General features: G+C 44.7%; 16 protein-coding genes. 4 read left to right on the top strand and 12 right to left on the bottom strand.

Annotated features, from left to right (window positions below; genetic code table 11):
* Positions 1-42: 42 nt before the first annotated feature.
* From QUA04_RS05860 to QUA04_RS05815, 10 genes are all read right to left on the bottom strand, one after another.
* On the bottom strand, positions 43-1,077 hold the full coding sequence (locus QUA04_RS05860; RefSeq protein WP_333254686.1) for a DUF2278 family protein: 1,035 nt from the start codon (positions 1,075-1,077) through the stop codon (positions 43-45).
* Between the two features lie 130 nt (positions 1,078-1,207).
* Positions 1,208-2,182, bottom strand: coding sequence for a glycosyltransferase family 10 domain-containing protein (locus QUA04_RS05855; protein WP_333254683.1), 975 nt, complete (start codon positions 2,180-2,182; stop codon positions 1,208-1,210).
* Positions 2,183-2,298: 116 nt separating this feature from the next.
* The gene (locus QUA04_RS05850) at positions 2,299-3,498 is read right to left on the bottom strand and encodes a glycosyltransferase family 4 protein (protein WP_333254680.1); all 1,200 of its coding nucleotides are present in this window, start codon (positions 3,496-3,498) and stop codon (positions 2,299-2,301) included.
* A 63-nt stretch (positions 3,499-3,561) separates the two neighbouring features.
* Entirely contained in the window at positions 3,562-5,565 is a 2,004-nt protein-coding gene (locus tag QUA04_RS05845; protein WP_333254678.1) for an ABC transporter ATP-binding protein, read from the bottom strand.
* A gap of 92 nt (positions 5,566-5,657) precedes the next feature.
* On the bottom strand, positions 5,658-6,809 hold the full coding sequence (locus tag QUA04_RS05840) for a glycosyltransferase family 4 protein (protein WP_333254676.1): 1,152 nt from the start codon (positions 6,807-6,809) through the stop codon (positions 5,658-5,660).
* A complete protein-coding gene (locus QUA04_RS05835) occupies positions 6,806-7,621 on the bottom strand; it encodes a class I SAM-dependent methyltransferase (RefSeq protein WP_333254674.1) in 816 nt (271 codons plus the stop codon). Before QUA04_RS05835 ends, QUA04_RS05840 begins: the two co-directional genes overlap by 4 nt.
* Positions 7,622-7,659: 38 nt before the next feature.
* Positions 7,660-8,496, bottom strand: a complete 837-nt coding sequence (locus tag QUA04_RS05830; protein WP_333254672.1) for a hypothetical protein — start codon at positions 8,494-8,496, stop codon at positions 7,660-7,662.
* Positions 8,497-8,513: 17 nt separating this feature from the next.
* Positions 8,514-9,437, bottom strand: a complete 924-nt coding sequence (locus QUA04_RS05825; RefSeq protein WP_333254670.1) for a hypothetical protein — start codon at positions 9,435-9,437, stop codon at positions 8,514-8,516.
* A 101-nt stretch (positions 9,438-9,538) separates the two neighbouring features.
* Positions 9,539-10,540 carry a UDP-glucose 4-epimerase GalE gene (gene galE / locus QUA04_RS05820; RefSeq protein WP_333254668.1) on the bottom strand — a complete coding sequence of 334 codons (1,002 nt, stop codon included), beginning with the start codon at positions 10,538-10,540 and terminating at the stop codon, positions 9,539-9,541.
* Positions 10,541-10,740: 200 nt separating this feature from the next.
* Positions 10,741-10,944 carry a hypothetical protein gene (locus QUA04_RS05815; RefSeq protein WP_333254666.1) on the bottom strand — a complete coding sequence of 68 codons (204 nt, stop codon included), beginning with the start codon at positions 10,942-10,944 and terminating at the stop codon, positions 10,741-10,743.
* A gap of 224 nt (positions 10,945-11,168) precedes the next feature.
* Here QUA04_RS05815 and gloB point away from each other — a divergent pair, with 224 nt between their 5' ends.
* On the top strand, positions 11,169-11,942 hold the full coding sequence (gene gloB, locus QUA04_RS05810; RefSeq protein WP_333254664.1) for a hydroxyacylglutathione hydrolase: 774 nt from the start codon (positions 11,169-11,171) through the stop codon (positions 11,940-11,942).
* A gap of 93 nt (positions 11,943-12,035) precedes the next feature.
* Here gloB and QUA04_RS05805 read toward each other — a convergent pair whose 3' ends face one another.
* Positions 12,036-12,875 (bottom strand): glycosyltransferase, encoded by an 840-nt coding sequence (locus tag QUA04_RS05805; protein ID WP_333254661.1) that lies wholly within the window; start codon positions 12,873-12,875, stop codon positions 12,036-12,038.
* A 619-nt stretch (positions 12,876-13,494) separates the two neighbouring features.
* Here QUA04_RS05805 and QUA04_RS05800 point away from each other — a divergent pair.
* The 3 genes from QUA04_RS05800 to QUA04_RS05790 all read left to right on the top strand — a co-directional run bounded on the left by QUA04_RS05800 (position 13,495) and on the right by QUA04_RS05790 (position 20,988).
* Positions 13,495-17,478 carry a PAS domain-containing protein gene (locus tag QUA04_RS05800; protein ID WP_333254659.1) on the top strand — a complete coding sequence of 1,328 codons (3,984 nt, stop codon included), beginning with the start codon at positions 13,495-13,497 and terminating at the stop codon, positions 17,476-17,478.
* Between the two features lie 272 nt (positions 17,479-17,750).
* A complete protein-coding gene (gene rplI, locus QUA04_RS05795) occupies positions 17,751-18,209 on the top strand; it encodes a 50S ribosomal protein L9 (RefSeq protein WP_333254656.1) in 459 nt (152 codons plus the stop codon).
* 166 nt (positions 18,210-18,375) lie between these two features.
* Positions 18,376-20,988, top strand: a complete 2,613-nt coding sequence (locus QUA04_RS05790) for a replicative DNA helicase (protein WP_333254653.1) — start codon at positions 18,376-18,378, stop codon at positions 20,986-20,988.
* 92 nt (positions 20,989-21,080) lie between these two features.
* On the opposite strand, the gene QUA04_RS05785 is transcribed toward QUA04_RS05790, so the two are convergent.
* A complete protein-coding gene (locus QUA04_RS05785) occupies positions 21,081-21,668 on the bottom strand; it encodes an FKBP-type peptidyl-prolyl cis-trans isomerase (RefSeq protein ID WP_333254650.1) in 588 nt (195 codons plus the stop codon).
* Between the last annotated feature and the right edge of the window lie 91 nt (positions 21,669-21,759).

Here is a 21,759-nt window from a genome sequence, read left to right as displayed (position 1 = left end):
AAAAAAACCCGGTTTCTGACCACCCGTGCGATCGCGAACTAATTAAAACACGATCGTCCAACCTTCGCGCTGTGCTTGTTGTTGAGTGTACGACACGCCGTCAACTTTCAGACCTTCTTTATTCAGCAGCGTGATCAAGCCACCTTTTTTACTCAGTTGCACGTTTGGTGGCAAGGTAACGACCAGAGAAGCACCAGCAGCAACCGTACCGGAAAGGCTATGCTTGTTTTTTAACTTATCTGCGATCGACCATCCAGTCAAATCGATTGCATCCGGTGAAGCATTCAGCAGCGTTACGGTTTCCTTTCCAGCATCTTCACCCACAGGACTTACTAACGCCGCCACAATTCTGACAATATACTCAGGTTGTGGAACTTTACCTGGCTCGACTTTGACAGGAGGTTGGCCGGGAATGGGTGCGGGTATAGTATGGATGGGCTGTCCCAAATCGTCGTCAGAATGCCAAGTTTGCGATTGAAACTTCAGGAAAATGCCTATCCAGCGGTTCTCTGACGGGAAGTGTACCAGCATTGCGCCGTCTTGCCAAACGCCGTTATCTTTGGCAAAGTTGCCGGCATTCCCCTGATTCATGTGGATGTCGTGAATGCCGTTACCGGGCAAAAAGCCGAAGATTTTGTCTTTGATGGTTTCCGGCCCCCATTTCTCGCCGAAAGCATAGATATGAGCTGATTCATCCGACATTGCCCGCTGCACGTATTTGTCAATTTTCTCGTTTAAGTCATTATCCGCACCCGGTACATTGAAGGGTAGAGGTATCATTTTAGTGCGATCGAACAAATTACCGCGAATAAAATCAAGTGCCAAACCACCGGGCTTTCTCTCCAGTTCCTTGAAGCCCAAAGGCAAATCTGCCAAATCTGCCAAAATGGGATAAGAGAAATTTTCATCAACCAAATACTCTAATTCCGACGGTTCTACCTGCGATTTTACGTTGATAGCAATTCGGTAGTCTGTATCTTCCGAAACTAAGTGAACTTGGTAATGAGCATTAGACGTAATCGCCAAACGCCGTCCCACAGGACGACCTTTTAAAACACCGTAATTCTTTAAAGCCACAAGCTTCTCCTTGGTACTTCAAAATATACAACATACTCTACAGGAGCGATCGTACTGGCCAGTCAAGCCGCCCCTTCATCCTGTCACCCCTCCCCCCAATAACTTATGATAGAAATCCGGGTTCTTGCTTTTACGAATCATTAAATTTTATTTCCTGAGATACAAACTTAGACAGCCAATTGAGCAAGTTCAATTCGTGGAGAATGATTTGTCTGGCTTCGGCAATTTTATCCCTGGCTTCGTGCCAATAATCCGCAGTAGCTACAACCTCTTTAATAAATTCTACTCCTTTCTCATCCAAACTTGGCAGCCGCAGAAAACTCCCTGCGGGCAACAACTTATCCGCCGCCGAACCGCCGTAATAAATCGGCAAACACCAAGCTAACAAAGCATCCCAAAGCTTCTCGCTGACATACCAATCGTTTTCTGCATAATTTTCAATAGCTAAGTTGTAATAGTATGGTGCGACGGCGTGCCATTTATTGTTTACAGTGCCGTTCCCGCGCGCCCAAGTTGGCAAGTTTCGCCCGTACAGGTCAAAATCCAATTCTTGCGATCGCAGCAATTTGATAAAATCTAATCGGTGTCGGTGATTGGCGGTGCGGCTAACACCTGAAGTAATCCAAGAACAGGATTTAGTTTTTGGCGGCGCAGGCATTTCATCGAGTTCTCGAAACGAGTTAGAGTGATACCAAATCGCGGGCATATAATTGGGGTTTGGTGCGAAATCGTCGGGCCCGGAAACGTAACCGCAATAAAGTTTTGCTTGTTCGTAGTTGGCTTTGGTAATTTCAATAACTTCTGCTAACGGTGGTTCGCGGATCAGGTAAATTATGCGTTCCTTGGGGACACCGCGCAATTTTTCTCGAATGTCGTTTTCTTGGTTTTGATGCCTGTAGCGACGTATTTTATCGACCCACGATTGCTTTTTGGGCGGTTGTGGAAAGTCGAATTGATACATGAGTAAAAAGTCTGGTTCTGGGTGGTTTGCAACCATTTGAATGTTGCCCCATTTGCCGAAGTTTTGGGGGGTTTGTTGCCACAGCCAGTCGCTTTGGTTCATGCCTGGATAGGTGGTGATTGTGCCGATGATTTTTGGGTTCATTTTTAATAATAAATCTGGTTTTCGCGTGGACGGGGCGGGTTTATGAGATTATTTATTTGAGGCGATGATTGTTGGTAAAACTCGCCCCGGAGGATTTTAAAATTATCGGATGAGGATTAATAAATGATTTGCGATCGCACGCCTTCATCTACATAACCCATAATTTTCTGTATCCTATTTTCCCAGGAAAATTGCTTGACAAAATTCAATGTTTTTGCATAACCTTCGCTTTTCCTCGGATATTTGGTTAAACTATCTCGAATGCTTTGCGCGAACTGGTGCGGGTGATCCGGTTCGCACCAAATTGCTGCTATGTTTCCCGATTTAAATTCCATTAAAGATGCAATCTCCGTTGCTACAATCGGAGTTCCCGATGCCATGTAATCAAAAAATTTTAAAGGAGATGTGAACGTCGCGGCTTCTGTCAAACAGTGCGGGTGAGTCAAAACATCGGCTGCTTGCAGCAAGCTAGCCAGTTGATTTTGAGGGAGGTAGCCGAGAAATTTAATGTTGTTAACTTGCTTGGATTTGGCTAACTGCTGGTAGGCTGTTACTTGGGATGAATCACCGCCCGCGATCGCAAATTGAACCAGCGGCAATTCCTTAGCCACATCCACCAACATATCAACACCTTTAAACGAGTAAAGTCCGCCTGCATAAACTGCTAAATGCTGTCTGTCATCTTCTAATAATTGCTGTCGCCAATTCTGGGCAGCTTCTGCTTGTCTCGCGAGAAACAAATGGTTAAAACCGTTGTGCAGCGTAATTACTTTTTCCGGCGGCATCCCATTCAAAATCATGCTGTCTCGCACTGTATCGGCAACAGTTACGGAAATCTGAAACAGAGGATTGCGGACAATTTCTGATTCAAATTGCTTGTTTTCATGGTGATGCTGTTCGTAGATAGCGGGAATCCCGTTTTTAACTGCTGCTTTGACAAAGTTCCAGTCGCGGGTGTGGACAAGTTTAGTGGATTTAAGCAGGTGAATCGGTAAATAGTATTTTGATACTATTGTACTGGAACTCGTCCATTTGCTGTCCAAAAGGTCGATCGGCCAAGGCATGGGCAAATCTGCTACTTTTAATTTATCTTGAATATTGTAAATTTTGGCAAGTTTGTCATCTGGTTTCCTGGGTTGAAAAGGAAAAAGGAAATCAACCCGATTCAAAGCACTCCAGCCTTTGCGGAGGTATACCAAAACTGCTGGATAACCGAGGTTTGCTGCAGCATTGGCAGAGTGTGCAACTTGAACTAAGCTCGCTACATTGGGTTGTGGCAAGATATTTCTGGTAAAAAATACATAATATTTGGACATGGTAATTGGTAATTGGTAATTGTTGACTGTGCAGACAGTTGACTAATGACTACTGCCAACAGACTACTTTTTAACAGCCTGACGCTTAATAGTGTTTTCTATAAATTCTAAAGTAGTGAAAATATTAGCAGCAGAGTGAAATGATTCTCTGATTAACTCGTCTCTTTCTTCGGGAGAGTCTACCATTTCATCTACTAGCAATTTGAGGTAAGCTATCATGGGAGTCAGGCGAGTGCGAATTTCGTAAGAACCTCTAATTAGAGCTTCATCGCGAGCGGTTTCTTCGGCAAATTGCACTGAATACAAGCGAGTGTAGTAACCTCCTTTTGCTAGCAATTCTTCGTGGGAACCCATTTCTACTACTTGTCCGCGATCGATCACGGCGATTTTGTTGGCTTTTTGGACTGTGGAGAGGCGGTGGGCGATTACCAACGTTGTGCGATCGTAGCTCAATTTCTCGATCGCCGCTTGCACGTACCTTTCCGAAACCGTATCCAGCGAACTCGTTGCCTCATCTAAAATTAAGATTTCCGGGTTTTGCAGCAGGGCTCTAGCAATTGAAATTCTCTGACGCTGCCCTCCCGATAAGATCACGCCCCGATCGCCAATTTGAGTATCCAACCCCTCCGGCAATAGTTGGATAAACTCGTAAGCATTCGCTCCCTTCGCCGCTTCCACAATTTCTTCCTCAGTCGCTTGGGGTCTAGCATAAGAAATATTTTCCCGCACTGAAGCATTAAACAAAAACGTATCTTGGCTAACAATACCCATCGCTTGTCTGAGACTTTTTAGCTCAAATTCGCGCAAATCCCTGCCATCGATCGAGATATGACCTTCCGTAGGATCGTAAAATCTCGGCAGTAAATCTGCCAAAGTTGACTTGCCCGAACCCGAAGTTCCTACCAAAGCCAAAGTAGTGCCGTGAGGTATAAATAAATCAATTCCTTGCAAAACTAAATTTTTGTGGTTAGGATAACTAAAAGATATTTTATTAAAATGAATTCCAGAGCGCAAATGAGTGTACGGCACAGAACCGTTAAGCATAAATGGCTTGTCCTCGCCGTTCAAAAAATCATTAACCACCTCTACACTAGCCGACGTATTAGCAAATTGACTACGCCCGCTATTCAACTGTGAAATTAAAGGTATCAATCGAAACAGTACCAATAAATAGGTTAATAAAATTGTAGCAATAGACTCTATCTCATGTGCAAATATTGTGCGGCCTATAAATACAATCAAAATTATAACTATCAAATTAACAACTTCGTTAATTGGGGCGATCGCCGCATAATTTACCTGAGCCTGAAAATCCGCTTGTTCTCGCCTTTGAATTAAATGCTTGATGCGCTGATACTCCCTTTCCTCGTTCCCCGTTGACTTGACCAGCCGAATCCCAGTAATGGTTTCCAGCACCCTAACCGAATAATCTTTCGACATTTCAGAAAGCAGGTAGCCAAAATGCTTGGAACGGTTAATAATATATTGATTTGCCCAAGCAACTAACGCCAGCAAAACTGTAGCTGTCAGCGTCAGTTTCCACGATATAGAAAGTAGCAGACCCACAAAAACCAAAACCGTGATTGAGGTAGTAAACATTCCGATCGCCGTGCCAACTGCACTAGCAGTCCGACCAATCTCTCCGCCCAATCTATTAATTAAATCCCCGACTTTAGTTTTAGAGTAAAAATCTAAATCTACTTTTAACAACAACTGCAAACCTGCTTCTCGCAAATCAAAAGTCAGAGAGCGCGTTAGAGAAGTAGCTACTAAAGTATTGATATAACTCGCAACATTTTTTAAAAAAATTGCCAGCACAACCGCCCCCGTCATCAACATTAAACGCTGATTTTCGGGCATTCCCTCAAAGGGATACATCAAAGTTTTAATGAGAGGTGGAGCGCCCCGCAGCTCGATCGCATGATCTAAAAAACTTAAAAGAAGTGGTACAATCAGAGTAGTGCTGATACCGTTGAATAAAGCGCCAGAAAAGCCCAGCATCACGGTTAAGAGAATCCTGCCGGGATATCGTCTGGCAAATTTTAGGAGTAGCTTATTGGCAGACATGAAGCATTCCCAGCTAAATAGTACGGCATCTCAAAATATTCTTTAATAACAGCCAGCTTTTCCTCCTCCATTGAGTAGTTTTAAAATAACCTTTACATACCTGCAATTATATCTGAAAGTATCGGTTTCATGGCTTGAATACTATATTCTTTTACACATCTTTCCCGAGCTTTCATTCCTTGCAAATTAGCCGCTGTAAAATTTTGAAATATCCATTGAATTTTTTGTGAAATTTGAGCGGGAGAACTAGGATCGACTAAATAACCCGTTCCCCCTAAAATTGCTGGAATATCCCCCACTCGCGTAGACAAAACAGGCTTAGCCATTGCCATGCCATCTGTCAGCTTGAGCGGAAACTGAGCCACGGCTGTGAGAGTTTCTCGCTGAGGAACAACGACAACATGAGCCGCCGCTACAACCGACGGCATCGTCTCCACTGGAAACCTTGGCAGTTTAACAATCCAACGCCCCCATTGTTTCACAAGTTTATCATCATAATCATCATAAGGACTCCCGCCGACGATCGCTAATTTTAAATCGGGTTCATTTAACTGTTCGAGGGCCCTCAAAACATCCTCAACACCTTTGTGAGGTCGCGGGGCACCGGGAAACATTAAGATTCTATAGCCGGACAAGCCGTAACGCTGTCTGCTCAATTCAGGATTGTATTTAGCAGGGTCGAACATTGCAGTATCCTTGCCATTAGGCAAATATACACCACCAAAACGCTGTTTTAAAAACTCAGTATCAACGGTGACTGCATCAGCACGGTGGATTAGACTTTCCATCCACTTGAGATAGAGGGGATGATCGGGTTCTCTCAATTGACCGTTGTGTTTAAAAATATCTCGATAAAGTTGTTTGAAAGAGGGACGGTATTGCCATTCATCTCCACCGTACCAGCTCAGTTCCCAGTCGTCTATATCTAAAATTATAGAGTGGCGACTCGCCAGTTTTTTTAGCAGCGATAAACCCAAGCTTGTAGGTTTAGGTTTGACTGCATAAATAATATCCCCATCTATTTTTTTCCAAAGTTTTTGAGCATCCATCAAAAACCCCGGATAATTTTGAGCTGGTATCGCACATACCGGGATGTCTCTGGGAGGAATAGCATACAAGTCTGTGCCAAACTGAAATCCCACTACTTCTACATCACATTTAAGCTCGATCAGGACTTGAGCTAAAAGAAAAGCACGAATTGCACCTCCTCCTGACAAATCGCTCACCACTAATGAAACTTTCACTTGATAATTTTTTTCAAAAAAAGTTGCTTTATTTTCCTACTTAACCGGGCTTTTGTCAAGGGTAGCAAAGCAAAAAATACTTTTTTTAGGGAAATTCTCGGATCTTTTAAGGCTAAAGCATCTTTGATTTCTTGTCTTAAATTGCTGGCTGCTGATGCCGTTCGCAAATAAAGCTGCGGATGAATTAAGGAAAGCTGAAAAATGTTAGTCCCAGCGGCCTCTTTTTGCAAGACAGGATTCGTGGTTAAATATTCGGCCTGGGCAAATATAAGTATATTCTGGGCGTAGTACCATTTAACTCGATCGTTTTGCCATATTTTATTTCTCACGCAGTCAATCGCCACATATCCTTGCTCTTGAAATAGTTTCGCCCAATAGTCGGGCCACTGTTCATTTACGTGATTTGTTCCCCCTTGAAATGGTACTGCTGCAGAGAATAAAATAACTGGGCCCAACTTAACTAAAGACTCTACAAATATGGGGGCGCACTCAGAGGGCAAGTGTTCTGCCACTTCTAAGGAAACAACTAAATCAAATTGTTTTTTAATGGGCAAAGGCTGGTTTAAATCTAATGCTAAAAAGTTAGCATCGGGGATTTCTAGCATTTTGGTATCTACCCAATCACCATCGATTCCCAAAATATCTTCAACGCCGAATTCTTTGAATGCTGACAGCCAAGTTCCCGTGCCACAACCGACATCAATTACTCGCTTGGGTTGCACGAATTCCCAAAGGATAGGGATAATTTCTTTGGCTGATTCTTGGGATGTTTTTTGCAAGTATTGATAGAGTTCTTCAGTATAATGTGGCACAACAGGTAGGATTGAAATATTGAATAAATTAGTAAGACTTATTTTAAACGCCAGGGGTTGTTAAGTTGATTTTGTAAAAATATTTGGGTACTGCGATCGACTATTCTAGTAAAGAGCGATCGCGTCACGTTCTTGGCGTACTGAGGGCGGTAAGGATAAGTGCAGTGCATTACTTTAATCGGTTTGTCGATCGCATAAATTTCCTTCCACTTATCCAAGTAGTTGTAAACAGGGGACAAAGTGGTCATTTTCGGTTTCACAGATTCAACAGCCGCCGCAAAAGCACCCTGATCTTTTAAGAGTAGCACATTTTGATGTGCAACCACCATCTCGAAATATTTCTTAAAGTTTATAAACAATTCCTGAGTTTTACTGCTTTTCGTAAAAGCGATAAATCCGCCATTGTATTGAATGCTACTTTCATTTAGCGGCAACCCGACAGACTGCAAAGTTGACAGAATATCCTGCTTGACTCTTAATAAATTTGCAGCTTTAGCAATCGCAGGCTGCACATCTTGCGTCACCAACAAATCCACCCCGTCAAGAAAATCAAAAACCTCATCTATTGGCGACAGTAAACAAATATCACAATCCATATAAATAGTTTTCTCAAACAGAGATTCTCGGTACAAAGCCAGCTTAGCTAACCGCGACGCTAAAACAGGATTTTCGTGAGAAGGTGCAGGTTTCAATATGACATTTCCGAACACCTGAAGTAAAGGATATAAAATTAGAGGTACTCTATCTATTAAAATAATAATTGGTTCGCGGTGAAACTTCCTGACAGACGCCAGAAAATGAACGCAATCCTGGAAAGAGTAAAGACCGGTTAAAATAGTGATAAATCCCTTAACTGCTAATTTATTTGAATTCATTAATTTACTTATTTACCTCAGTGTGTCCACTCCCAAAAGCTCTCACTCCAGTCATCTCGTTCGTGAAAAATTCCTTGCCATTCATAAAAATGTACAAAATCTTTCAGGTTAATTGTTTTATTGACATTGCGGATCATATAAAGAGGTTTATCTGCATAAAAAGAAGCCCACATAGTATAACTGCTAGGCGGCCCGACAACATAGTCGCACTCAGCCAAAGCATACATATCTTCAATTAAATGACCGCTGCCAAATCCACAGTTAAAATCATCAAATAAACTCGGATTTGGCGAAATATTAGAACAAATCAAAAACTTGATTGTTTTTCCGTCAAATAGCCTTACCACAGAATTCATGACTTCTAAATATTGCTCAGTTGTGTAAAAGTATCTCCCCTTTTGATGCTGAGCATAATCCCCTTGGCGGATGTGAATTCCGAAGAGGATATCAGAGTTATTTTTTAAATTCAATATCAAACGAGCTACATTAATTCTATATCGCTCTAATGGTGCAAAGTATGCTCTAATCGGGTCGGCGTACTTGTGTAAATAGGGGAGATCTTCTACAAACCAGCCATCTCGAAATAGCCAGCCTTGAAAAGAAACAATTGAACCGTGCTTGATTTGTTCGATGTCCTGATATTTGACCCAACTAAAAGGTTCTTTTCGGGTTATTTCTTGAGTTTTTAATAGTTTTTTCTTGCTGAGATACTTAATAAAATTATAATATTTACTTCTGACAAACTTGTTGCCGGCGGCGGTAAAATATGGAGGAGGATAACAACACAAAAAATCCCCAGCAGTTCTCCCAAAGAATTCTGCATATTCCTCAAAAGCCGGATTGAGAACAGTCAAATTATGCTCGATCGCCCAAGCAATGAAATTAGCAAAAAGCAGCAGTCGGTTGCCGAGTTGTCCCGATTTAGCAGATATTATTAGCATATTGTATTTTTGGGGCGGGCGGGACGCCCAACCCCTAGTCCCCACAAGAATTTCATCAAACTTGGCTGTAATGGTGAGGTGCGCCCAGCGCACCTTACAGACTAAGAGTTGTGGCGTTTTTGGTGCCACTGCCAAGCATGGGAGATAATGTTCTTAATGTCGGGATATTCTGGAGACCAACCCAAGGTTTTGATGGCTTTCTCGCTGCTGCCAACTAAAGCAGGCGGGTCTCCCGGACGCCGATCGCACTCAACAGCCTTAATCTCTTTTCCCGTCACTTGGCGAGCCGTTTCTATCACCTCTTTCACCGAAAACCCGCCGCCGTTGCCCAAATTAAAGAAATCAGATTTGCCACCATTTAACAAATATTCTAATCCCAAAATGTGAGCAGATGCCAAATCGTTAACGTGAATGTAATCCCGAATGCAAGTACCGTCAGGAGTATCGTAATCCGTGCCAAAAATCGCGATCGAATCTCGTTTCCCCAAAGCAGCGAACAACACCAGCGGGATGAGGTGAGTTTCTGGATTGTGATCCTCTCCTAACAACCCGTTCGGATCGGCCCCAGCCGCGTTAAAATAGCGGAAACAAACAGACTTGAAATCATACGCAGCGTCAAAATCCGACAAAATCCGTTCTACCATTAACTTAGTAGCACCGTAGGGATTGATCGGGTTTTGTGGGTGGTCTTCTGTGAGCGGGATTTTCTGCGGTACGCCGTAAGTCGCGCAAGTAGAAGAAAACACAAATTTCTTCACCCCAGCAGCGATCATTGCTTCCAAAAGCGTAATAGTGCCGATGACGTTGTTGCGATAATATTTAGCTGGGTCGGTAACAGATTCGCCCACGTAAGCGTAAGCAGAAAAGTGCATTACTGCATCAATTTTGTGCGTTGCAAACAAGTTGTCGAGAAGAGTGCGATCATTCGTATCGCCAACTACCAACTCGACCTGCAAAGCCTGATCTACTATATCTCTGTGACCGTAAACTAAATTATCCAAGATCACCACACCGTAACCGGCGTTTTTCAGCGCTAATACCGCGTGAGAGCCAATATATCCAGCTCCGCCAGTCACCAAAATAGTTTGTTTTTCTGCACTCATTTTCTTCTGCCTGTTTTTGTAGCTGGGATTGCCAAGAGCCTTGTTAATTTGAGACTTCCACATCAGACGCTTTCACACTGCGCGTGAGCCGGAGAATTAAAGCGAAATATATAGGCTTTGCTGTGCGGGACGGGAGGCTCGCACTCCTAAAAAACGCTTTTTACACTCCAGATAGATGCTGACTGTGCAAGTCTTTCTGTTCAATCGATAAACTTGAGGCGACCAATTTGGATATAATCAAATATCCGATTAATTTGATGTCGATCCTCTTCTGAAATTTTATCATCTGACAGGATAGCCGAAGTCAAAACTAAGTGTTCCCGACGAGTGATATTACCAGACGCTACAATCCGATCGACTTTTTGAGAAATTGTTAAGTTCGATTTGTTGTGAGATGTTCGCATTTATTCGATCGCTTTTATGCCAAAATAGTTAAAGCTGATTGCAGTTCTTGACTCAAAAATGGTGCGTACCCGACCGCAAATCAATTTGCTCAACAGCAGAAATAACTTATCAGAGTTTTACTTCCCAAGATAGATATGTGGACTTACTAAATCTGCAATCAGCCTTCGGATAGCGTTCAGACTAACTTAATTATATAATATTTTTCCGAGAGAGGCACTTTTCTATGCAGGTTTATCGGCTTCCGGTACTGTCCGACAATTACATTTTCTTGCTGCACGACCCCGATCGCCACACAGCAGCCGTCGTCGATCCAGCGCAAGCAGAGCCGGTCTTGCAGCAACTGATCTCGCTCGGAGCAGAATTAACAGCAATTTTCAATACGCACCACCACAGCGACCACGTAGGCGGCAACCAGCAACTGATCGATCGCTTTCCCCAAATTAAAGTTTACGGTGGGGCAGAAGATAGAGGCAGAATTCCCGGACAGCAAGTGTTTTTACAAGCGGGCGATCACGTTGAATTTGCTGGCAGAAGCGCCGAAATCTTCTTCGTACCCGGCCACACAAAAGCTCACATCGCCTACTATTTCCCCCCCAGCAACCCAGGGGAAATCGGCGAATTGTTCTGCGGCGACACTTTATTTGCTGGAGGCTGTGGCAGACTATTTGAAGGCACTCCAACTCAAATGTTAGCCTCCCTCGGGCAACTGCGAAACTTGCCCGATAGTACGAGAGTCTGGTGCGCCCACGAATACACGCTGAACAACCTGCAATTTGCCTTGAGTGTGGATGGCGACAATCCCGATTTACAGCAGCGCTTCGCCGAAGTCAAGGAAGCCCGCAGTCGATCGCAACCTACAATACCATCATCGATCGGCCTCGAAAAAAGCACCAACCCATTTTTGCGCTGGGATTTTCCCAACATCCAATCAGTCGCCAAAACCCGTGATCCAGTGCAAACCTTCGCTCGATTGCGCGGCATGAAAGACCAATTTTGACCGAAAGCATCCAGCATACAAGCCCCCGGATTCATCCGTGGGGTCAATTCTTCAATCTAAAATCTAAAATCTAAAATCTAAAATTGATTGACCTTAACGTTTTTGTTGTTTCAGGTAACTCTTAAACTTGAGTATCGGTTCGCTCAACCACCTGTCAAGTCTTTTATATTTTAGGTGAAAGCTCGACAGCGCCTTAAACTTATTTGGAATTTTTTCCAGTTCATCCTTAAACGGTGTCTGAGACAACATATCGAGCCATAATTGATTGGGGGCGGAGCTTTCCCACGGTTTCGGTCTTGACATAAAGTGCATCACTTTACTTGACATATCATCAGTCTTGTGGTTGTTCCATATTTGGTCTAATTGCTTCCACCTTCCCACTAAAACTGAATTTAATGCACCTTGATCGCGATCGCCCCAAACGTGGGTTCTAGCATTTTGGAGCAACTTTTCCGACAGTTGCTCTTCCTCCCAAAGCTTCATGTTGTAAACTAAAACACCACTATTGAAATAAGGGTTTCGAGCTTGATAATTGTTGGGATTCCCCCAGAAGTTGGCTGCGGCTGCTATCGGCAGAGTTTGAAAATCTAGGTTCCACAGCGGCTTTAAGCTGCCCAGAACGATCGTATCGCTGTCGAGCCAAATCAGCCTTTCTGTTTCTTTGGTATATTTTCGTGGCTCCAATTTAACGTAAGGAAGTTTAGAACCTGATACAGAAAGAAGTTGGTCGTAATTAGATTGCAATTCTTGCCATTCAATCTGGTACTTGCAGCAATTCTGTAACTGTTCCTTTTGCGGTGAATATATCCTGGTAGATACAACGGTAATTTTCACCTGCTCCTCACCAGATTGGCTAACATTCAGATCTACAGACTTGAGAAGTGCTGCTAACCCCAGAATATAGGTGCGATCGGCGGCTGTGAATATGTGCATAGGATTAAGTTTGTGAGATGAATGGCAAAAGTGACACAAACGTTGGGACTGGAGGAAGTAGGCGACACTGTATTGAGGTAAATGCGATCGCCCATTTACAATTGAGACGAATAAAATCTTACCTAAATTTCCGGTTAGATTTACACAAAGAAACGGGGTTTCTAAGTAGATAGGCGCGAATAAAGTTTATCATGTAACAGAATGTAACGCGGGCGTAACAAGAGCGATTGCTTCGTTTTACTCGCTGCGAGAGAGGGGTTATGTATTTTCAAGCTTCATCTACTTATTTATCTGTGTGCAAGTGCCATCTGTTCGCGCCCAAAAACGAGCAACAGCCATTGGTAATATGCAGCAACGCCAAAAATAATGAGACGGACTAACCTGGCATTTGAAACAGCCAGAAAATTCCCCGTCGCCTGTGCTGAATCCCGCAACTGGTTCAGACGTGGGACTCTACGATAAAATAAATTGTCTAGATCTCGATATTACCGCATAACGATCGACATCCATCTTAGGTTTGAAGTATCACCCTACTCAAATCAAAAGTTCCTCTGGTTATTTCCCTATTATTGATCGCAATTTGCTTTGCCTAAAGTAAAATGAGCGTTGTTAGAAACCGATGCAAAACCCACGCAATACTGAACCCCAAGCAAACATCGACTCCTCTGTTCCAACGGATTCTAACAAAGCGTTCTACCCAGCCGCGCCCTTGCCAACCGATGTAGGGATGGTTCTGCAATTGGCAGATGGTAGCATTCAGGGGTGCAATTCTCACGCCCAGGCTCTGTTGGGGATGACAGCACAACAGATGCTCTTATGCACTTCAATCAACAGTCGGTGGCAGACTGTGGGTGAAGGTGGCTCGGATTTTCCCGGCGAGACGCATCCGGCGATGGTGGCGCTGCAAACCGGGCAACCATGCTCAAATGTCATCATGGGCTTTGATCGGCCACAGGGAGAATTGATTTGGTTGACGCTCAATTGTCAACCTTTATTTCAGGGAGATCGATCGACTCCCTATGCGGTAGTAACAACCTTCACGGAACTCGCTCAACCTCAGCCTGAACCAGTCTGTAACGCGCCCGCGCAACAACTGTCAGACACCCTCGAAAGTATTTCGGACGGGTTCTTTGCTTTGGATCGAGACTGGCGATTTACCTATGTCAATTTGCAAGCGGCGCGGTGGCTGAATCGACCCTCGAAAGATTTGATTGGCAACAGCATTTGGGAAGAGTTTCCCGAATCTGTGGGCAGTTTGTTTGAGCAGGAATATCGCCACGCCGCCACCTTCCAAGTTACAGTTAGTTTTGAATCTTTTTATCCGCCGCTCAATGCTTGGTATGCGGTACGAGCCTATCCGATCCCATCGGGACTTGCCGTTTATTTTCAAGATGTCACCGAACAGAAGGCGGATCGGGCTGTTTTTATTCAACAAGCACAAACGGCACACCAACAACTAGCAGAAATCGAGGCAATTTATGCTAGTGCGCCGATCGGACTTTGCTTCCTCGATACTGAGTTGCGGTTTGTCCGCCTCAACGATCGGCTAGCAGAAATTAACGGAGTTCCAGCCGCCGCCCACATCGGCAAAACATTGCGCGAAATCTTGCCAGAAATGGCAGATGATTTAGAGCAGCTTTACCGAGAAGTTATTGAAACTAAAGTTCCCCTCAAACAGCTCGAAGTTCGCAGGACGAACTCGGCACAGCCGGGAGTCGAACAGGATTGGCTGTTGAGTGTCTATCCACTGAGGGCCGAGGACGATCGCGTGTTGGGCGTGAATGTGACGGTGCAGGAAATTACCGATCGCAAAGCTACCCAGAAAGAAATTCGACGGCTCAACCAGGAACTAGAGCGACGAGTTAATGAACTGCAATCGATACTTGATGCTGTACCCGTTGGCATTACGATCGCGGACGACCCACAGTGTAAGGTAATTCGCGCTAACCGGTTTGCCCAGTCGATGTTGATAGTGCCGCCCGATACCAATGTTTCTGGAACCGGAGAGCAAGCCGCAGCCCTTCCGTTTAGACGATTCCGCAACGGAGAAGAAATTCCGGGAGAACAACTCCCCATGCAACTGGCCGTGGCTTCCGGCGTCCAAGTGCGAGATATGGAAATTCAAATGGTACGCGAGGACGGGGTGGCCTTTGATTGGTTGGTGAATGCGGTGCCGTTATTTGACGAACAGGGCGCAGTTCGTGGCTGTGTGGCGGCGTTTATGGATATTAGCGATCGCAAACGCACTGAAGAAGAACTGCGACAAAAGAATGCGATTTTGAATCTGATTAACGAGTCAGCGCCCACGCCAATTTTTGTCAAAGATCGAGAAGGACGCATTATTTATGCAAATCCAGCTACGCTGGACGTACTGGGCAAACCTGCTGCTGAAGTAATTGGCAGGTGCGATCGCGATTTATACCCAGTAGCAGAACTTGGAGCCACAGTCACGGAAAACGATCGCCGCATTATGGAATCTGGACAAACAGAAGTAGTCGAAGAATCTCCCGATGGTATTCGGACATTTCTGGCAATGAAAGCTCCCTACCGCAATGAGGCGGGAGAAGTCATCGGCTTGATTGGCATCTCCAACGACATCACAAATCGCAAACGATCAGAAGTCGCCCTGCAAGAACAAACTAAGTTACTGCAAGTAATCATTGACAGCATTGGTGATGGTTTGATTTTGGCTAACCAACAAGGGGAGCTTGTGCTGTTTAACCGAGCCGCCGTGGGGATATTCGGTCAGCTATCGAATGAAAAATCTTGGGAGGAATGGTCGAGCACCTACGGACTATTTTTGGCAGACAAAAAAACCCTCTTCCCCGACGCTGAACTACCTCTAGCCAGAGCAATCAAAGGTGAATATGTCAATGATGTAGAGGTATTTGTCCGCCGCGAAGATTCCGAAGGTCGCTGGATCAGTATCAGCGGTTATCCGGTAGTTGATACTAGCAGCGAAATCAACGGCGGAGTGGTTGTCTGTCGGGATATCACAGAACGCAAACAAGCAGAAGCGGCGCTGCAAGAAAGCGAAGAACGATTCCGCAATATGGCTAACAACGCTCCTTTTAAGGTATGGGTCACAGACTCCACAGGCTATTGCACTTTCTTGAGCGAAAGCTGGTATGAATTCACAGGTCAAAGTGAGGAAACAGGTTTGGGATTGGGTTGGGTAAACGCGCTGCATCCAGAAGACAGAGAACACGCTAAGAACGCATTTTTGACCGCCAACGAACGCCAGGAACCGTACAGCGTGGAATATCGCGTCGGGCGCAAGGATGGCGGATATTGTTGGGCGATGGATGCGGCTGCTCCCAGATTTTCCGAAAGCGGACAATTTGAGGGTTATATCGGCTCTGTTATCGACATTACAGAGCGCAAACAAGTGGAAACTGAGCGCGATATGGTTCTGCAATTAGAACAAACTGCCCGCGCGGAAGCCGAGCGAGCTAACCGCATTAAAGACGAGTTTCTGGCGGTGCTTTCTCATGAGTTGCGATCGCCCCTGAATCCGATTTTAGGCTGGTCGCAACTGCTCGTCGGTGGCAAGCTGAACGCGAGTCAAAGTGCCAAGGCTTTTGAGACGATTGAGCGCAACGCCAGACTGCAATCTCAATTAATCGAAGACTTGCTTGACGTGTCTCGGATTCTGCAAGGAAAACTCAGATTGAATGTTGTTCCGGTGAATCTGGCAATCATTATTCCGTCTGCCGTGGAAACCGTGCAATTAGCAGCCGAAGCTAAAAAAATTCAAATTCAAACAATCTTAAATCCAGATGTCGGGCAAGTTCTCGGCGATACAAGTCGCTTGCAACAAATTGTGTGGAATTTGTTATCAAATGCGGTGAAATTCACGCCCGAAGGCGGTCGAGTTGAAGTTCGATTAGGGCAAATCGAACAGCAAGCTCAAATTCAAGTCATAGACACTGGTAAAGGTATTATTCCCGATTTCTTGCCTTATGTTTTTGACCATTTCCGACAAGAAGATGGCGCTACAACGCGCAAATTTGGTGGCTTGGGACTGGGATTGGCGATCGTCCGCCAACTGATCGAACTTCACGGCGGAACCGTGTTTGCAGAAAGCGCAGGAGTTGGTCAAGGAGCGAGGTTTACGGTGAGATTACCGCTATTAAATGATGATTCTAGAAGCCAGGAGGAGGAAGAACGTCATGGGGCTGCTAGTCCCGATATCTCATCCTTGCCGCTAGCTGGATTGAGAATTTTGGTGGTAGATGATGAACTCGACTCGCGAGATTTTGTCGCTTTCGTGCTTGAGGAAGCGGGTGCAGAGGTGATTTCCGTGTCATCTGCTGCTGAGGCGCTAGAATTGATCGAACAAACTGCACCGGATGTGATCGTCAGCGACATCGGAATGCCCCAGATGAACGGGTATATGCTGATACATCGCATCCGCACTCAGCTTGCGCCTGAGTATCGGCAGTTGTTGGCGATCGCCTTAACGGCCTATGCTGGAGAAGCGAACGAGCGCCAAGTTTTGCAAGCCGGATTTGACAAACACTTAGCCAAGCCAATCAATCCGACCCAGTTAGTTGCTACAGTAGCGCGATCGATCGCCCTGCACCTTGAAAATAAAGCCTGAGTGCTCGGTAAGACATTGCACTGTAGTTGATTTTGCTCATTACAGCACCCCCGTGTTGCGTAATTTCATAACTGAATTTGCCCCTTAAAAATATTATCCCTGTTTCTTCCCTCGAACCTCGAATCTCAACATCCATCCGTTAAATCCGTTACATCCGTTACATCCGTTACATCCGCTACATAATCCGTTGCCGAACTTCCTTCTCCCTTGCGATCGCCCCTCAAACTTCGCTATTATAAAAAGTTGCAGTTAAAACCCCACAACCCACGATCATGGCCAAGCGCGTCCAATTAGTTTTAAATAAAGATGTCAGCAAACTCGGCAAAGCTGGCGACGTAGTGGAAGTAGCCCCAGGCTACGCCCGCAACTACCTAGTACCCCAAGGAATGGGATTTAAAGCCACTCCGGGCATTCTCAAGCAAGCAGAGCGCCGCCGTGAAGAAGAAAGAGTGCGCCAGCTAGAACTCAAGCAGCAAGCTGAAGTCCGCAAAACTGCCCTCGAATCGGCTGGGCCTTTCATCATCTCCAAGCAAGTTGGCGAAGCTGACGCGATTTTTGGTACTGTCACCAACCAAGAAGTAGCAGAACTGATTTTCAACTCTACCAGTCAAGAAGTCGATCGGCGCGGCATCACTCTGCCCGAAATTCGCCAAACTGGTACATACAAAGCTGAAATCAAACTACACGCAGAAGTTACCGCCGAAGTTGATATTCAAGTTGTTCCGATGTAATTAAGAGTTATCAGTCATCAGTCATCAGTTATTAGTTGTTAGTCATTAGTAATTAGCTAACAACTAAGCACTGCTAAGTTGCGAAGTGAGTAACGCTAACTTACAAATTGAGAACTGACGACTAATAACTGGCAACTAATAACTAATGACTGAGAACTATTGACTAATGAGCGATTTGATGCCGACCAATATAGAGGCAGAAGAAGCAATTTTAGGGGGGATTTTAATTGACCCCGAAGCTATTTCCCGAATTGCCGAACTGCTGCGACCGGAGTTTTTTGCCATCACCGCTCATCAAGTCATTTATCGATCGGCATTAGGGCTATTTTTACAGGGTCAACCTACCGATTTAATGACGGTAACAACTTCGCTAACCGACCGCAACCAGTTAGAGCAAGTAGGAGGACTAACTAAATTAGCACAATTAGTCGATCGCACAGTTTCCGCAGTCAACATCGACCAATATGCAGTTTTAGTTGAAGACAAATATCAGCGCCGCAAATTAATCGAAGCTGGTAACAACATAGTACAATTGGGTTACGAGACGGCAACACCACTAGAAACAGTCTTAGACCGCGCCGAACAAGAAATTTTCAGCATAACTCAAGAACGCCCGCAACAAGATTTAGTATCGATCGGCGAAACATTAAACCAAACATTTCAAGACCTAGAAAATCGCAATGAAGGCCTCACACTTCCCGGTATTCCCTGCGGTTTTTACGACTTAGATGCCATGACAGGAGGCTTTCAGCGATCGGATTTAATCATCGTTGCAGCCAGGCCGGCGATGGGCAAAACGGCCTTTTGTACCAATATCGCCCACCACATCGCCGCCGGACAGCAGAAATTACCGGTTGCCGTTTTCAGCTTAGAAATGTCGAAAGAACAGCTAGTGCAGCGTATCCTGTCCAGCGAAGCGAAAATAGAAAGTAACCGATTGCGATCGGGTAGAATCAGTCAAAACGAATGGGAACCAATCAGTACAGCCATTGGCAATTTATCAGAACTGCCACTATTTATTGACGATACTCCCAATATTACCGTCACAGAAATACGATCGAAAGTCCGCCGCCTCCAAGCAGAACAAGGCGGCACCCTAGGATTAGTCTTGCTAGATTACCTGCAATTAATGGAAGGTACCAGCGACAACCGCGTGCAAGAACTATCTCGAATTACCAGAAGTCTTAAAGGTTTAGCCCGCGAACTCAATGTGCCGATTATTGCCTTATCTCAGTTGAGTCGGGGTGTGGAAGCGAGGACAAACAAGCGGCCGATGATGTCGGATTTACGCGAAAGCGGCTGCTTAACAGGCGATAGTTTGGTAATGCTAGCAGATACTGATGTCCGCGTACCCATTCGTGAATTAGTAGGAAAATCTGGCTTCACAGTTTGGGCGCTCAATGAAGCCACCATGCAGTTAGAAAAAGCCGTTGTTAGCAATGCCTTTGCTACAGGTGTTAAGCCTGTACTACGACTGCAAACTCGTTTGGGACGGGCAATTAGAGCCACTGGCAATCATAAGTTATTAACCATTCACGGCTGGCGGCGATTGGACGAGTTAAAAATAGGCGATCGCATTGCCCTACCTAGATACGTATCAAGTTCCTTCATCCAATCGATGGACAATGCCGAAATAGCCTTGCTAGGACACATGATTGGAGACGGATGTACTCTACCTCGACACGTTATTCAATACACTACTAGAGAGGAAGATTTAGGCAATACTGTTGCAAATCTTGCAATAGAAGTCTTTGGAGAGCGAGTTATACCTCGTATTTGTAAAGAACGTGATTGGTATCAAGTTTATCTTCCTGCCGCCTATCATCTCACACATAGTGTGAGGAATCCTGTAACTGAATGGCTAGATGCTTTAGGTGTTTTTGGTCTGCGTTCTCACCAGAAGTTTGTCCCCAATCAAATATTTGAGCAGCCTCAAGAAGCAATAGCTTTATTTTTACGCCATCTCTGGTGTACTGATGGTTGCATAAAAACAGGTAGGGGTAAATGTCATTACCCTAGTGTTTACTACGCTTCCAGTAGCGAAAAATTGGCAAGAGATGTTCAGTCACTCTTACTCAGACTTGGTATCAATGCCCGCTTATTTTTAAGCCCCCAGCCAGGGAAAGGGCGAGATCAACATCAAGTTTGGGTTACTGGAAGACCTGATTTAGATAAGTTTATTCATTTGATTGGTGCAGTAGGTAACTACAAACAGCAAGCTCTGACAGAAATTGAAGAATACCTTGAAATTCGTTCTAGCAATACTAATAGAGATGTCATACCGCGTGATGTATGGAAAATGTATGCTGTTCCTGCTATGCAGCAATTTGGTTTAACTACACGCCAGATGCAAGCACAGCTTGGCAACTTATATTGTGGTACAACCCTTTACAAACATAACCTTGGTCGGGAACGAGCATTGAGAGTAGCTACAATTGTTAAGTCTGATGAACTTTCCCTATTATCGAAGAGCGATATTTACTGGGATGAAATCGCTTCAATAGAAGCTGATGGCGAAGCTGAGGTTTACGATTTAACAGTGCCTGCACTTCATAATTTTGTCGCTAATGACATCATAGTTCACAACTCGATCGAGCAAGACGCAGATTTAGTAATTATGCTCTATCGCGATGAATATTACAACCCTGATTCGCCCGATCGCGGAATTGCAGAAGTAATTATTACCAAACACAGAAACGGCCCCACAGGAATCATCAAACTATTATTTGACGCCCAATATACCTGCTTTCGCAATCTGGCATCTCCGAAGCGATCGTAAATCAACCAGAACATACACAAAAACCCGGTTTCTTAAAAAAAACCGGGTTTCTAAACACCGTAAAAGTTTTACGTTGAATTAGATTGAGCTACCTAGCCAGCGATTTTCAACAATTCCACATCAAAAATCAGCGTAGCATTAGGAGGAATTACCCCGCCCGCACCGCGAGCACCGTAACCGAGTTCAGGGGGAATAATCAACTGGCGGCGGTCTCCAACTTTCATCGTACCGACACCTTCATCCCAACCCTTAATTACTTGACCTACGCCAATTTTGAACTGAAAAGGAGAATTGCGATCGCGCGAACTGTCAAACTTCGTGCCGTCCTCCAAAGTTCCAGTGTAGTGTACCACAACTGTCTGGCCGGTTTTTGGAGTCGCCCCATCACCCTGTTTCAATTCAACATATTTCAGACCGGAATCGGTGGTGACAGTTTTCTCAGTATTATCAGTCATGTTATTGCCAGCGATAGTAGCTGGTACCTTCGGTAAAGTAGCATCAGCTACTAGCAAGCTATTTTCATTCAAAGACTGTGCTGACAACTTCTCAATAGCAGTCTCTGGTAAAAGATTGTTCAATTCGGCTGCAACTGCTTGGGATTCAGAACCGCCCATTTGAGCGACTATCAAAAACAAAAAGCAAACCAGCATTACCCCCAAGCTGACTAGAACTCCTCGCAAAATTAATCCTCCTGATACTTTTAACCGCGATATCTTAGATATCTAAGACATCTACAACAACAAGAAATAGCAAATTTTATCTGAACTTTTC

Origin of the sequence: Microcoleus sp. S13_C5 (genome assembly GCF_036700845.1) — a bacterium.
Taxonomy (GTDB): domain Bacteria; phylum Cyanobacteriota; class Cyanobacteriia; order Cyanobacteriales; family Microcoleaceae; genus Microcoleus.
This window is presented reverse-complemented; position numbering and strand designations above follow the sequence as displayed.

Excerpts from the sequence above, each read along its gene's own strand:
- QUA04_RS05855 (WP_333254683.1), bottom strand. The coding sequence starts at position 2,182 with ATGAACCCAAAAATCATCGGCACAATCACCACCTATCCAGGCATGAAC.
- QUA04_RS05850 (WP_333254680.1), bottom strand. The coding sequence starts at position 3,498 with ATGTCCAAATATTATGTATTTTTTACCAGAAATATCTTGCCACAACCC.
- QUA04_RS05845 (WP_333254678.1), bottom strand. The coding sequence starts at position 5,565 with ATGTCTGCCAATAAGCTACTCCTAAAATTTGCCAGACGATATCCCGGC.
- QUA04_RS05830 (WP_333254672.1), bottom strand. The coding sequence starts at position 8,496 with ATGAATTCAAATAAATTAGCAGTTAAGGGATTTATCACTATTTTAACC.
- QUA04_RS05825 (WP_333254670.1), bottom strand. The coding sequence starts at position 9,437 with ATGCTAATAATATCTGCTAAATCGGGACAACTCGGCAACCGACTGCTG.
- galE (WP_333254668.1), bottom strand. The coding sequence starts at position 10,540 with ATGAGTGCAGAAAAACAAACTATTTTGGTGACTGGCGGAGCTGGATAT.
- QUA04_RS05815 (WP_333254666.1), bottom strand. The coding sequence starts at position 10,944 with ATGCGAACATCTCACAACAAATCGAACTTAACAATTTCTCAAAAAGTC.
- gloB (WP_333254664.1), top strand. The coding sequence starts at position 11,169 with ATGCAGGTTTATCGGCTTCCGGTACTGTCCGACAATTACATTTTCTTG.
- QUA04_RS05805 (WP_333254661.1), bottom strand. The coding sequence starts at position 12,875 with ATGCACATATTCACAGCCGCCGATCGCACCTATATTCTGGGGTTAGCA.
- QUA04_RS05800 (WP_333254659.1), top strand. The coding sequence starts at position 13,495 with ATGCAAAACCCACGCAATACTGAACCCCAAGCAAACATCGACTCCTCT.
- rplI (WP_333254656.1), top strand. The coding sequence starts at position 17,751 with ATGGCCAAGCGCGTCCAATTAGTTTTAAATAAAGATGTCAGCAAACTC.
- QUA04_RS05790 (WP_333254653.1), top strand. The coding sequence starts at position 18,376 with ATGAGCGATTTGATGCCGACCAATATAGAGGCAGAAGAAGCAATTTTA.